Below are 13,766 nucleotides of genomic sequence, written 5' to 3'. Positions count from 1 at the left end.
CCGCAGCAACAGTTTAAGCCATGCGTGATTCGCCGCGTCCACGCCGTGCCATTCCAGGAACCCTTTATGTCTGACGCTCCGTCACCCGGTACCGCTTCCGCTCCCGATATGCTCGAACTCGCTGCACTGCTGTGCTCGCGGGTCTGTCATGATCTCATCAGCCCGGTTGGCGCCATCGTCAATGGGCTCGAGGTGCTCGATGACGATCCCAAGCCCGAGGACCGCGAATTCGCGCTCGACCTGATTCGCAAGAGTGCGAAGACGGCCTCCGCCCGCCTGCAATTCTGCCGCCTCGCCTTCGGCGCGGCCGGCTCCTCCGGCGCACAGATCGACCTCGGCGACGCCCAGACCATGGCGCGTGGCCACATCGAGGACGGCAAGTGCACGATCACGTGGAATCTGCCGCGGCTGCTGCTGCCGAAGAATCGCGTCAAGCTGCTGCTCAATATGCTGGTCGTGTCCCAGCACACGATCCCGCGCGGCGGCATGCTCACGGTCGATCCGATCGGCGAGGGCGAAACGATGAGCTTCCGCATCACCGCGACGGGACACAACGCACGCCTGCCGCAGAACATCTCCGAGCTTCTGAGCGGCGAACGCGGGCCGGCTGCGGATGCACACGCGATCCAGCCTTATTATACGCGGCTGTTGGCGCAGGCCTGCGGGCTCACCGTGACGCTCAAGCCGGAAGGCGAAGCCATCATCATTAGCGCTTCGTAAACGCGCCTATCGTTCTCGCAGGTTAATCGAATCTTTACGAGGCGCTTCGGCTTGTCCGGAGCGCCTTATCTCTTTGTTGGTTCCGTTCTTTTGCACATACTCAACCATTATTAAACGCTTTGCGGTGAAGCTGGCCCCATTCTGACATGGCGCATCACAATTCGTGCGTGCCCTCCCTGTATGAAGGCCTGTTTTCATGGATGATCTGTTGCGGGAGTTTCTGACGGAGACCAGCGAGAGCCTGGACACCGTCGACAATCAGCTGGTGAAGTTCGAGCAGGAGCCGAACAACGCCAAGATCCTCGATAACATCTTCCGCCTGGTCCATACCATCAAGGGTACGTGCGGCTTCCTCGGACTGCCGCGGCTCGAAGCGCTGGCACATGCCGGCGAGACGCTGATGAGCAAATTCCGCGACGGCATGCCGGTGACCGGACAGGCCGTGACGCTGATCCTGTCCTCGATCGATCGCATCAAGGAGATCCTCGCAGGCCTCGAGGCAACCGAAGCCGAGCCCGAGGGCAACGACCGCGATCTCATCGACAAGCTGGAAGCGATGGTCGAGCAGGGCATGGCCGCGATGGCCGCCGGCGCCGCTGCGCCTGTCGCTGAAGCCCCGCCGCTGGTGCCGGAGGCGCCCGTTGCGGCTGCGCCCGCTCCCGCAAAGGAGATGACCACGGGCACGCTGATCGACCAGACCCTGGAGCGTCCGCTGCGTCCCGGCGAAGTCTCGCTCGACGATCTCGAGCGTGCCTTCCGCGAGACCGCGATCGAAGCGCCCGCGCCTGTTGCAAAGGCCGAACCCGTTGCCGAGGCTCCGGCACCTGTTGCCAAGGAAGCTAACAAGGACGCCAAGGTGCCCCGGGAAAAAGCGGCCAAGAAGTCGGCCGCCGACGAGACGGGCGCCGAAGGCGACCGCGTCGCCAACCAGTCGATCCGCGTCAACGTGGATACGCTGGAGCACCTGATGACCATGGTCTCCGAGCTGGTGCTGACCCGCAACCAGCTCTTGGAGATCTCCCGCCGCAACGAGGACACCGAGTTCAAGGTGCCGTTGCAGCGCCTCTCCAACGTCACCGCCGAGCTGCAGGAAGGCGTCATGAAGACGCGCATGCAGCCGATCGGCAATGCCTGGCAGAAGCTGCCCCGCATCGTCCGCGATCTCTCGTCCGAACTCGGCAAGCAGATCGATCTGGAGATGCACGGCGCCGACACCGAGCTCGACCGCCAGGTGCTCGATTTGATCAAGGACCCGCTCACCCACATGGTGCGCAACTCCGCCGATCATGGCCTCGAGACCCCCGCCGAGCGCCTCGCCTCCGGCAAGGGCGAGCAGGGCACCATTCGTCTGTCCGCCTATCACGAGGGCGGCCACATCATCATCTGCATCGCCGACAACGGCCGCGGCCTCAACACCGAGAAGATCAAGGCCAAGGCGCTCTCCTCAGGTCTCGTCACCGAGGCTGAGCTGGAGAAGATGTCGGAAGCCCAGATCCACAAGTTCATCTTCGCGCCCGGCTTCTCGACCGCGGCCGCCATCACCTCGGTCTCCGGCCGTGGCGTCGGCATGGACGTGGTCCGCACCAATATCGACCAGATCGGCGGCACCATCGACATCAAGTCGGTCGCAGGCGAAGGCTCCTCCGTCACCATCAAGATCCCGCTGACCTTGGCGATCGTCTCCGCGCTGATCGTCGAGGCCGCCGGTGATCGCTTCGCAATCCCGCAGCTCTCGGTGGTCGAGCTGGTGCGTGCCCGCGCCAACTCGGAGCACCGCATCGAGCGCATCAAGGACACCGCGGTTCTGCGCCTGCGCAACAAGCTCTTGCCGCTGATCCATCTGAAGAAGCTGCTCAAGATCGACGACGGCGCGGCCAGCGATCCCGAGAACGGTTTTATCGTGGTGACGCAGGTCGGCAGCCAGACGTTTGGCATCGTCGTCGACGGCGTGTTCCACACCGAAGAAATCGTGGTCAAGCCGATGTCGACGAAGCTGCGTCACATCGACATGTTCTCCGGCAATACCATCCTGGGCGATGGCGCGGTCATCATGATCATCGACCCCAACGGCATTGCCAAGGCGCTCGGCGCCGCCGGCTCCTCGGCCCATGACATGGCCGACGACAATGGCGCGCACCACATCGGCTCGGGTGAGCAGACCACCTCGCTGCTGGTGTTCCGCGCCGGCTCCAGCCAGCCCAAGGCGGTCCCGCTCGGGCTCGTCACCCGCCTGGAAGAGCTCCCCGCCGACAAGATCGAGTTCAGTAACGGCCGCTACATGGTGCAGTACCGCGAGCAGCTGATGCCGCTGGTGGCCATGGACGGCGTCACCATCGCAAGCCAGGGCGCGCAGCCGATCCTGGTGTTCGCCGATGACGGCCGCTCCATGGGGCTCGTCGTCGACGAGATCATCGACATCGTCGAAGAGCGTCTCAACATCGAGGTCGGCGGCTCCGCTAGCGGCATCCTCGGCTCGGCCGTGATCAAGGGCCAGGCCACCGAGGTGATCGACGTCGGCCACTTCCTGCCGATGGCGTTCTCCGACTGGTTCACCCGCAAGGAGATGAAGCCGTCGATGCACTCGCAGTCGGTGCTGCTGGTCGACGACTCCGCATTCTTCCGCAACATGCTGGCGCCGGTGCTCAAAGCCGCCGGCTACCGCGTCCGCACCGCGCCGACCGCGCAGGAGGGCCTCGCCGCGCTCCGTGCCCAGACCTTCGACGTGGTGCTGACCGACATCGAGATGCCCGACATGAACGGGTTCGAGTTTGCCGAGACCATCCGCTCCGACAGCAATCTGGGCGCGATGCCGATCATCGGCCTCTCCGCCCTGGTGTCGCCGGCCGCGATCGAGCGCGGCCGTCAGGCCGGCTTCCACGACTATGTCGCCAAGTTCGACCGTCCCGGTCTGATCGCGGCGCTGAAGGAACAGACCGCGGGTGCCGCCGGCGCCTCCGAGCTGAACCGGGCAGCGGCGTAACGACAGGGATCAGGAGATATCGATATGACCAAGAAGACCCAGTCCGGTGAAGGCGCCATGGTCGAGTACGTCACCGCGATGATCGGTGGCCAGCTGTTCGGCCTGCCGATCTCCCGCGTCCAGGACGTGTTCATGCCCGAGCGCGTCACCCGCGTTCCCTTGTCCTCGCGCGAGATCGCGGGCGTCTTGAACCTGCGCGGCCGCATCGTCACCGTGGTCGACATGCGCGCCCGCCTCGGCCTGCCCAAGCCCGAGGACGGCAAGACCCCAATGGCTGTCGGGGTCGACCTGCGCGGTGAATCCTATGGCCTCCTGATCGACCAGATCGGCGAGGTGCTGCGCCTGTCCGAGAACGGCATGGAAGAGAACCCGGTCAATCTCGACCCCCGCATGGCCAAGCTCGCCGGCGGCGTCCACCGTCTCGACGGCCAGCTCATGGTCGTCCTCGATGTCGATCGCGTCCTCGAGCTCGCGCCCGAGATGATGGCGGCCTGATACGGCGGCATCGCCGCCGACGGACTCGCAATTGGAAGTGTCCCCGCAGGGGGATCAGAAGCAGAGGTTCACATGCGAACTTGTCTCGTCGTTGATGATTCCAGCGTCATCCGCAAGGTTGCGCGCCGGATCCTGGAAGGCCTCGACTTCCAGATTCTCGAAGCCGAGGACGGTGAGAAGGCGCTCGAGGCCTGCAAGCGCGGGCTGCCCGACGCCGTGCTGCTCGACTGGAACATGCCGGTCATGGATGGCTACGAGTTCCTCGGCCATCTGCGCCGCATGCCCGGCGGCGACCAGCCCAAGGTGGTGTTCTGCACCACCGAGAACGACGTGGCCCATATTGCGCGCGCGCTGCACGCCGGTGCCAACGAGTACATCATGAAGCCCTTCGACAAGGACATCGTGACGGCGAAGTTCCAGGAAGTCGGCTTGATCTGAGCGAACACCGGAGGCTGAACGGCTCCTTCGGCGTTTGTTTTCAACTAAACCGTTTCAGTCTGAGTTGGTGAGTAATGAGTGTTGCGTTCGCAGGTAATTCGACCACGGGTTCGTCGCGCGAAGCGGGACCACTGCGGGTGATGATCGTCGATGACTCCGTCGTCATACGCGGTCTGATCTCGCGCTGGATCGGCGCCGAGCACGACATGGAGGTCGCAGCCTCGCTGCGCACCGGGCTCGAGGCCGTCAACCAGCTCGAACGCATCAATCCCGACGTTGCCGTGCTCGACATCGAAATGCCCGAGCTCGACGGTATCTCGGCGCTGCCGCGACTGCTGGCGAAGAAGCGCGATCTCGTCATCATCATGGCCTCGACGCTGACCCGCCGCAACGCGGAGATCAGCTTCAAGGCTCTGTCGCTCGGCGCGGCCGATTACATTCCGAAACCGGAATCGACGCGCGAGACGTCCGCCGCTGACATCTTCCATCATGATCTGATCCAGAAGATCCGTCACCTCGGCGCACGGCTGCGCCGGAAGCCGGCGGTTGCAAGTCCGCCGCTGGCGCCCGCGAGCCCTGCTGCTGCTCCGGCTGCACGCGCGCCGGCCGTTGCACGGCCCGCCGCCCCTGCACCGGCCCCGCATGCCCTGTTTTCAGGCTCGGTGACCACGCGTCCGTTCTCGAGCCAGATGCCGAAGGTGCTGCTGATCGGCTCGTCGACCGGCGGCCCGCAGGCGCTGATGGCGCTCGTCACCGAGCTCGGTCCGGTGATCGACCGCGTCCCCGTGCTGATCACCCAGCACATGCCGCCGACCTTCACCACCATTCTGGCCGAGCACCTGGCACGTTCGAGCCGTAAGCCGGCAGCCGAAGCCGTCGACGGTGAGCCGGTGAAGCCGGGGCGCATCTACCTCGCGCCCGGCGGCAAGCATATGCGCGTCGCACGTAACGGCGCGGACGTTGCGATCGCGCTCGACGACGGCCCCGCCGTCAATTTCTGCAAGCCCGCCGTCGATCCGCTCTTCACGTCCGCCATCGACATCTGGCACGGCAACATCCTCTCCGTGATCCTGACGGGCATGGGTTCGGACGGCATGCGCGGCGGCAAGGACATCGTCGCGGCCGGCGGCAGTGTGATCGCGCAGGATGAAGCGTCCAGCGTGGTGTGGGGCATGCCCGGTGCAGCTGCGCACGCCGGCATCTGCGCCGCGATCCTGCCGCTCAACCAGATCGGCGCGAAGGTCAACCGCCTGTTCGCGGGAGATCGCTCGTGACGCCGATGGACTATGAGTATCTGCGCAAGTTCCTGAAAGAGCGCTCCGGTCTCGATCTCTCGGCCGACAAGCAATATCTGGTCGAGAGCCGCTTGCTGCCGCTGGCCCGCAAGGCGAGCCTGCCTGGCATCCCCGATCTCGTGCTCAAGATCAGGAACGGCGATGGCCGGCTTGCGACCGACGTGGTCGAAGCCATGACCACCAACGAGACGTTCTTCTTCCGCGACAAGATCCCCTTCGATCATCTGCGCGACAGCATCGTGCCCGGCCTGATCCAGGCCCGTGCCGCGCGCAGATCGCTGCGAATCTGGTCGGCGGCTTCGTCGACCGGGCAGGAGCCCTATTCGATCGCGATGTGCCTGAAGGAGATGGGCGCCGCGCTCGCGGGTTGGCGCATCGAGATCGTCGCCACCGATCTGTCGCAGGAAGTGCTGGAGAAGTGCAAGGCCGGCGTCTACAGCCAGTTCGAGGTGCAGCGCGGCCTGCCGATCCAGCTCCTGATGAAACACTTCACGCAATCGGGCGAGGTCTGGCAGCTCAACGCCGACATTCGCGCGATGGTGCAGTTCCGTCAGCTCAACCTGTTGCAGGACTTCTCCCATCTCGGCACGTTCGACGTGATCTTCTGCCGCAACGTGCTGATCTATTTCGATCAGGACACCAAGGCGGTGATCTTCGAGCGCATGGCGAAGGGCCTGGAAGCCGACGGCACGCTGTTGCTGGGGGCTGCCGAATCCGTCGTCGGCATCACCGATGCGTTCCGCCCAATGTCAGACCGCCGCGGTCTCTACCAGCTCAATCCGGCGCGCTCCGGCCGTCCGATGGGTGGACTGATGCCGCAGCCATTGAAGGTCGCTGCGGCGAGGTGAGCTCTCTTCCTTCTTCCACAAGGGAAGAGGGGAAGGCCTTACAAAATCGCGTGCGGCAGAAACCGCGAGCTGTTGCCCGTGATCGGGCTCTCGTCCTCGCGGATCGACAGTCCGCACGGCTCGTGGTTGACCAGCCAGCTTCCAACCACCGGATAGACGCTTGAAAAGTTCGGCAACGGTGCGAGCGCCTGGCGCACGAAGCCTTCGGCGCCGTAGGGACCGGCGTGCTCATCGAGTGACATTCCGCCCGACACCAGCGTGACATTGGCGCCTTCGCGCGACAGCAGCGGCTTGCGGACGTAGGAGCTTCCGAGCTCGGCTGCGCGCGGATCGTCCTCGAAGAACGCCGGCAGCAGATTGGGATGGTTCGGAAACATCTCCCAGAGCAGCGGCAGGATGCCCTTGTTGGAGAGTACCGCCTTCCATGGCGGCTCGATCCAGCGCGTCGGAGCGCCGGCGAGCTTTGCACCGAAGGCGTCGTGGAACATCCATTCCCAGGGGTAGAGCTTGAAGACAAGCTCCATGTCGCGGTCGTCGAGATCGACGAAGCCGCCGGCCTCGTCGCGCCAGCCGATCTCCTCGATGTCGAGCAACGTGGTCGAGAGGCCCGCCTGGCGCGCCGTGTCTTCGAGATAGGCGAGCGTGCCCGCGTCCTCTTCGTTGCCGGTCGTGCCGGTCAGATGCAGATGGCCGCCCGCGCCGATCGCTTTCCAGGCCTCGATCAGCCGCTCGTGGATCGAGTTGAACTGATCGGCACGCGAAGGGATGATACGCCGCTCGATCGCCTGCTCGAGCCAGGTCCATTGAAACACCGCGGCCTCGAAGATCGAGGTCGGCGTGTCCGCATTGTATTCGAGCAGTTTTGCCGGACCGTTGCCGTCGAATTTCAGGTCGAGCCGGCCGTAGAGGCTGCGGTCGTCCCGCTCCCAGCTGTCCGCGATCAAGTCCCAAAACGCGTCCGGGATCTTGAGCCGTCGCAAATGGCGTTCGTCGCCGATCACGCGACCGGCGAGCTCCAGGCACATCGCATCGATCTCGCCGGTCGGCGTCTCGATCGAGCGCTCGATCTCGTCGAGCGAGAATGCATAATAGGCGCGCTCGTCCCAATAGCGCTCGCCATCGATGGTGTGGAAGGCGAAGCCGCATTGCTCGGCGGTCCGTTGCCAGTCGTCGCGCTCGGGGCAAGTGATGCGCTGCATATGTCAGCCGCCGCCATGACCTTGGCCGGCATGACCGTGACCGGAATGGCCACCGTGCATGTGATGCAGCGTGCCGCCGAAGCCGCCATAGCTCGGCCGGCAGTACGGCTCGCCGTCGATGCCGGGCACGGCTTCGAGCCCGGACCCGCAGGAGCGCTCGCGCTTCACGAATCCCATCGAGACCGCACCGACCGCAGCAGTGCCCATCAAGGTGAGCACGACTCTTCGCGAACGCTTCATATCGCTTCCTTCCGCGGCATCACCTAAGCAGAGCGGTGCGCGGCGTTGAATTCACAAATCCGCGTCTCAGCCGCCGCCTGAGAAGCCATGCGCAAACGAGCCGAAGCCGCCGCGCGTGACGCCACCGGAGCCGGAATCCGACGACGTGCCTGACGAGGAATGGCTCGAGGAGTCGCTGCTGTAGAAACCCGAACGCGAAGACCAGTGCGAGCTGCCGCCTGACGAACTGCTGCTGCAGTTTGTCGTCTGGGCCGGTGTCGCCGCCCCGGGGACCGACGCTCCGGGGACTGTCGCCCCGGGGACTGTGGCCCCGGGGACTGCGGGAGGCGAAGGCTCGCAGTTCCGCCGCGGCATCATCACGAAGGCGGTGGTGCCAAGCGCGATCGTGCCCATCACCAGCAGCGCGACATGGCCCGAGCGCTTCACCGGCTCCCGCTGCGGTAGCGGCAGGTCCGCCGGAAGGCGCGGCCGGCGCTTGCCGAAATCCTTGGTGGGAGGCTTCGTTGTCATGTCAGTAGATCATGCAGGCGGCGTTCAGGAGGCCGGCTGCGAGCGAGGACAGGCCGAGCCAGATTGCCGGCGCCAGCTCGCCGGCGGCGATCCGCCCCGACAGGTTCGGCACCGGGATCTTCACGATGTAGAACACGGCGACCTGCACGATCAGGGCGATGAAAGCCCAGATCAGGCAGTCCAGCACGTTGGCCGAGTGCGCGATCGCGCTGAACAGCGGCGCCACGAAGCCGAGCAGGCTGAGGCCGAGCGCAATCGCAGCCGCCGGATCGTTGTCGCGAATGAGCTGGAACTCGTTGTGCGGCGTGATCCGCGTGTAGACGAGGAGATATGCCACTATCGCGATTAGTCCAGTGCAGAAATAGACCAGGAAGGCAGGCAGGCCGGCGAGCGATTGCAGGATCATGGGGGGAGGGTCCACCGTTGGCGCCGCGAATTCTGGCACGACGGCTTAGTCGCCGCATCGGTCGAACAGGTTCGATCCCCAGAAACAGATCGGCCCTGCGGTACGCCCCGGCACTGCACAAAATATCGGTTCGCATGAGACATGCTTCACAAATGCGTCTCGAGGTTGTGTGTGATAGTCTAGCTTATTGTTTTCACGGTCGTCTTGGTTGCGATCGGCCACGCACATTCGAGGGCTTCTTCGTTCTGATCAAAATCGTGTTGAGTGAGGCTCAAAATGCCTGTTGCCGAATACGAAGATTTCGAGCTCGAGATCGGCTCCGATCTGCCCGTGGGTGGCGGTCCTCAGCAATATTACGGTCGCGTCGTCAGGTCGCCGGCGGGCGAAGCGCCGAAGAGCCAGGTGAAGTTCTGGTTCTCCGCGCCCGGTGAACTGGCCAAGCTGCGCGGCGAGCTGGAAAACGCCGTCCTCGAGATCGACGAGAAGAATCGCCAGGGGCCGACCACGCGCGGCGAGCAGGTGCTGCGGGATTTCGGCCGCGGGGTGTTTCGCAGCGTCTTCACCGACGTGCCGTCGATCCAGCGCATCTACGAACGCAGCAAGGGCGCGGCGCAGGATCTGAGGATCAAGCTGCGCATCGAGGCGGCCGACCTCGCCGGACTGCCCTGGGAATATCTCTACGACGAAGACGACATGCCGGGCTTCGTCAGCCTCACGCGCCCCATCGTGCGCTACCTGGAGACGGCGGGCGGTGTCGGCCGGATGGGCGTCAAGGGACCGTTGCGCATCCTCGGCATGATCGCCGATCCCTCGACCAGCGAATGGCCGAAGCTCAACGTCGTCAGGGAGCGTGATCGCATCAACAAGGGCATCGATGCGCTCCAGCACGAGGGCAAGGTCGATTTTCAGTGGGTCCCCGGAGGGACCGGCAAAGACCTGATGAAGAAGCTGCTGGAAGGCGAGTGGCACATCTTCCACTTCATCGGGCATGGCGGCGTCGAGGAAGCCTTGCCCGGCTCCGGCGCGAGCGGCTTCGTCGTCATGGTCGACGAGGACGGCAAGCCGGTGAAGAAGTTCGCCTCCGACCTGGCGATGATGCTGACGGGCGCACGGCGCAGCCTGCGCCTCATCGTGCTCAATTGCTGCGAGAGCGCCAGGGTCAATGTCGGCGACCGCTTCGGCAATCCGGCGATCGGGTTGATGAAGACGGGCTGGCTGCCCGCCGTGGTGGCGATGCAGTTTCCGATCACCGACAATGCCGCGATCTCGATGTCGGAAGGATTTTACGCAGCGCTCGCCGGCAACCGTCCGATCGACGATGCGGTGACGCTCGCGCGCAAATTCATCCAGGAGAAGTCCCGGGTCGAATGGGGCATTCCGGTTCTCTACATGCGCTCGCCGGACGGAAGGATCTTCGACGTCGAAGCGTCGCAGCCGCCCGTGCCTCCGCCCGAGGCGGCGCGCCCGTCGAAGGAAATGCTGCAACAGCGCCGCGATGAATTCATGGAGGCGTTGCTCATTGCCCCGACGACGGTCGAGGCGCTGGAGGACCTGACCCGGCGCGGACAGGAGCTGCACAGCCTGCTCGCGGATGACAGCGAGCTCTCGGTTCGGCTCGCAAGGGTCTATTTCGATCTCGGCACGCTTCAGCACAAGCAGAAGCAGATCCCGAAGGCAGCCGCGAGCTTCGCCTACATGCTGAAGCTCGATCCGGCGAAGCCCGAATATTTCGTGCGCCGCGCCAATTTCAACGTGACGGTCGGCCTCTACGAGAATGCGCTCAGCGACATCACCGAAGCCATCAAGCTCAAGCCGAAGAACGCGGAGTTCTACTGGATCAAGGGCATCGTCAGCATGACGGCCGCCGGCACCGACGACAAGCGCGGCTATGTCGAGGAGGCGATCAAGGCTTTCGGAACGGCGATCTCAACCAACGAGAACGAGCCGAAATATCTGGTGTCCCGGGCCAATGCCTACGCCCAGATCAAGGACGTGGCGAAGGCCCAGAACGATATGGACAGCGCGATCGCGCTGGCTCCCGACAATATCGATCTCCTGGTCCAGAAGGCCAAGATGATCGCCGAGGCTGCCTGACTCCCACGCCACCGCCGGATGCCGCGGCGTCGGGCGCGCCTTTCAACAGCGAACCCTAGCAATAGGAGTTCATCGTGCCGCTTGCTTCTGTCGTAGAACCCCTGAACGCGATCTTCGAGTCCTTCGGTGGACCGCTTCTGGTCGTGCTGTTCTACTGGTTCAGGTTTCACACCATGAAGGGGACCCGCTCCTTCACGACGCGGCCGCTGTTCCTGTTCGGCCTCGCCGTCTTCATCACGCCGTTTCTGGTGATCTACGCTTTTCTTCCCGACAAGCTGTCGCCGCTCGCCGCGGTGTGGCTGCTGATGTTCGCGTGGCTCATTCCCGTCGCGCCGAAGGCGTGGCGGAAATTCTGCCAGGAGCTGGCCGGCATTCCCGTCAGCGCGCTCGCGCTGCGCGATGCACTGGCCGCGGCACCGTTCCAGGTCGGTCCGGACGACATGCCGAGCCTGCAGCGCAAGCTGTCCAGGGTCGGCTATCAGGTCGACGATTTCCGCGCCACGCAATCGACCGCGATCCAGTCGCGCTTCCTCAAGATCTCGACGCTGATGCTCCATCTCGAGCGCTGGGCCGCGGACCATGATGCCTTCATGGAGCGCAATTCCGATCTCTATGCCGAGCTGCTCGCGGTCTACGATGCGCTCTGCTTCCGCACCGTCCGCGTGCTCAAGAGCAGCGCCGAGATCTACGGTGCGATCATGGAGGACAGCCTGGTCGAGCCGAACGACTGGCAGGCGCTCGACCAGCTCTCGACCCGCCATAGCGCGGTCAGCCAGCTTCAGCTGGCCGCCCAGACCGCGGCGGGGTGCATGCTGGAGGATCTGCGCAAGGACATGGATTCCCTGCTCAACAATCTCCTGCTGTTCGCAGCGCGCGCAGCACTCGCCGGCGAATGGACGCTCGGCCGCAGCAGGAAAAGGTTGGGAGCGATCGGCTTCACGCTGCAGCCGGCCCCGCCCGGCATCGTGAAGTTCGTGGCGGTCGCGGCGGGCTTCGCCTTCATCTGGTGCCTGGCGTGGCTGCTGGGGTCCGGCAGGATCGTCCACCAGCCTGGAGACCAGTATGTCGGCATGATGCGGACGCTGCTGATGACGCCGCTGTACCTGATCGTGAACTTCTGGCTGGTCTATTATTTCAAGCGCCAATACGCGTTTGCGAACGAGACCATCTTCGGCCGGCTGCCGATCGGATTCATTCTCACGATCGGTCTCTGGAGCGCGCTGATCCTGTTCCCGATTCAGGCCGCGTTCGACTTCTACCAGTTTCCGCAAAAGCCCTATCTCGACGTGGTCCTGCGCGAGCTGCCGATTTTGATCTTCCCCTGGGGGATCGCAGCGATGGCGGCCCTGCTGGTGCAGGATTCGACCTGGGGCAGGCGGTCGCGCAAGACACGGCGGTTGCGCGATGGCCTCGTCTTCGGCGGCGGCATGACGGTGCTGCTGTGGGTGCTGCTGGCCATCCACCAGGTCAGCCCGATGCCGGTCATGGAGGTCGTCGACAACGTCTCGGGCTGGACGTTCTTCTGGTCCTTCGTGCTCCCGACCTTCGCGTTCGGATTCATCATCGGCTACGCGTTGATCGCCTGGCTGCGCGAGACGGCCGCGCGCGTCCCGGTCAGGAGCGCGCCGCTCGCAAGCCCCGCGTTCGCGGGCGCCTGACAAAGCCCCAAAAAACAAAACCCCGCCATTTGCGGCGGGGTCCAGGCTGGGAGGAGCGAGCCCGACGGGGGCTCGCGACGTAAACGGATCAGGCCGGGATGCGCTCTTCGTGCTCGTGCGGCTCGCGCAGCACGTAGCCGCGGCCCCACACGGTCTCGATGAAGTTGCGTCCCTCGGAAGCGTTGGCGAGCTTCTTGCGGAGCTTGCAGATGAAGACGTCGATGATCTTCAGCTCGGGCTCGTCCATGCCGCCATAGAGGTGGTTGAGGAACATTTCCTTGGTGAGGGTCGTACCCTTGCGGAGCGAGAGCAGCTCCAGCATCTGGTATTCCTTACCGGTCAGGTGCACGCGCTGGCCGCCGACTTCGACCGTCTTGGTGTCGAGGTTGACGACGAGGTCGCCGGTCTGGATGACCGACTGGGCGTGACCCTTGGAGCGGCGCACGATCGCGTGGATGCGGGCAACCAGCTCGTCCTTGTGGAAGGGTTTGGTCATGTAGTCGTCGGCGCCGACGCCGAGACCCTTGACCTTGTCCTCGATGCCGGCGAGGCCGGAGAGGATCAGGATCGGTGTCTTGATCTTGGAGACCCGAAGCTGCTTGAGCACGTCGTAGCCGGACATGTCGGGCAGGTTGAGGTCGAGAAGGATAATGTCGTAATCGTATAATTTACCGAGATCGACGCCTTCTTCCCCCAAGTCGGTCGTGTAGACATTGAAGCTCTCAGACTTCAGCATCAGCTCGATCGACTGCGCGACGGCGCTGTCATCTTCAATCAGCAAAACGCGCATGCCAGTTCCCCATAGTCGCCGCTCCTGGGCGTCAGGTCGGCCGCATTCGCGGCACTCAACAAAACGCCTTTGAACAACTGATTCGGATCCTGA

At 64.2% G+C, this 13,766-nt stretch carries 13 protein-coding genes; 8 read left to right on the top strand and 5 right to left on the bottom strand.

Annotated features, from left to right (window positions below; all coding sequences use genetic code 11):
* Positions 1-66 precede the first annotated feature (66 nt).
* The 6 genes from QA645_RS35870 (at position 67) to QA645_RS35845 (ending at position 6,776) form a co-directional block, all read left to right on the top strand.
* Positions 67-720, top strand: a complete 654-nt coding sequence (locus tag QA645_RS35870; protein WP_254128999.1) for a histidine phosphotransferase ChpT — start codon at positions 67-69, stop codon at positions 718-720.
* Positions 721-916: 196 nt separating this feature from the next.
* On the top strand, positions 917-3,700 hold the full coding sequence (locus QA645_RS35865) for a hybrid sensor histidine kinase/response regulator (RefSeq protein ID WP_254127717.1): 2,784 nt from the start codon (positions 917-919) through the stop codon (positions 3,698-3,700).
* 24 nt (positions 3,701-3,724) lie between these two features.
* Entirely contained in the window at positions 3,725-4,195 is a 471-nt protein-coding gene (locus QA645_RS35860) for a chemotaxis protein CheW (RefSeq protein WP_254129000.1), read from the top strand.
* Between the two features lie 72 nt (positions 4,196-4,267).
* Positions 4,268-4,633, top strand: a complete 366-nt coding sequence (locus QA645_RS35855; RefSeq protein ID WP_007600538.1) for a response regulator — start codon at positions 4,268-4,270, stop codon at positions 4,631-4,633.
* A 74-nt stretch (positions 4,634-4,707) separates the two neighbouring features.
* Positions 4,708-5,907 (top strand): chemotaxis response regulator protein-glutamate methylesterase, encoded by a 1,200-nt coding sequence (locus QA645_RS35850; RefSeq protein ID WP_283045922.1) that lies wholly within the window; start codon positions 4,708-4,710, stop codon positions 5,905-5,907.
* Positions 5,904-6,776, top strand: coding sequence for a protein-glutamate O-methyltransferase CheR (locus QA645_RS35845; protein WP_283045921.1), 873 nt, complete (start codon positions 5,904-5,906; stop codon positions 6,774-6,776). Before QA645_RS35850 ends, QA645_RS35845 begins: the two co-directional genes overlap by 4 nt.
* A gap of 38 nt (positions 6,777-6,814) precedes the next feature.
* Here the strand turns inward: QA645_RS35845 and QA645_RS35840 are convergent, their stop codons facing one another.
* The 4 genes from QA645_RS35840 to QA645_RS35825 form a co-directional block, all read right to left on the bottom strand.
* Positions 6,815-7,975 (bottom strand): glutathionylspermidine synthase family protein, encoded by a 1,161-nt coding sequence (locus QA645_RS35840; RefSeq protein WP_283045920.1) that lies wholly within the window; start codon positions 7,973-7,975, stop codon positions 6,815-6,817.
* 3 nt (positions 7,976-7,978) lie between these two features.
* Positions 7,979-8,215 carry a hypothetical protein gene (locus QA645_RS35835; RefSeq protein WP_283045919.1) on the bottom strand — a complete coding sequence of 79 codons (237 nt, stop codon included), beginning with the start codon at positions 8,213-8,215 and terminating at the stop codon, positions 7,979-7,981.
* Positions 8,216-8,281: 66 nt separating this feature from the next.
* On the bottom strand, positions 8,282-8,725 hold the full coding sequence (locus QA645_RS35830) for a hypothetical protein (protein ID WP_283045918.1): 444 nt from the start codon (positions 8,723-8,725) through the stop codon (positions 8,282-8,284).
* Position 8,726: 1 nt separating this feature from the next.
* Entirely contained in the window at positions 8,727-9,131 is a 405-nt protein-coding gene (locus tag QA645_RS35825; RefSeq protein WP_254129006.1) for a DUF350 domain-containing protein, read from the bottom strand.
* A gap of 276 nt (positions 9,132-9,407) precedes the next feature.
* Between QA645_RS35825 and QA645_RS35820 the strand changes: the two genes are divergently transcribed.
* Both QA645_RS35820 and QA645_RS35815 read left to right on the top strand, forming a co-directional pair.
* A complete protein-coding gene (locus QA645_RS35820) occupies positions 9,408-11,225 on the top strand; it encodes a CHAT domain-containing protein (protein WP_283045917.1) in 1,818 nt (605 codons plus the stop codon).
* Positions 11,226-11,299: 74 nt separating this feature from the next.
* Positions 11,300-12,883: a hypothetical protein gene (locus QA645_RS35815; protein ID WP_283045916.1), complete on the top strand. Its 1,584-nt coding sequence runs from the start codon at positions 11,300-11,302 to the stop codon at positions 12,881-12,883.
* An 88-nt stretch (positions 12,884-12,971) separates the two neighbouring features.
* Here the strand turns inward: QA645_RS35815 and ctrA are convergent, their stop codons facing one another.
* Entirely contained in the window at positions 12,972-13,673 is a 702-nt protein-coding gene (ctrA, locus tag QA645_RS35810) for a response regulator transcription factor CtrA (protein WP_008138878.1), read from the bottom strand.
* Positions 13,674-13,766: the final 93 nt, after the last annotated feature.

The sequence above is a fragment of the Bradyrhizobium sp. CIAT3101 genome (assembly GCF_029714945.1).
GTDB lineage: Bacteria > Pseudomonadota > Alphaproteobacteria > Rhizobiales > Xanthobacteraceae > Bradyrhizobium.
The sequence above is the reverse complement of the archived record's forward strand: the minus strand, read 5'-3'. Positions and strand labels throughout refer to the sequence as shown.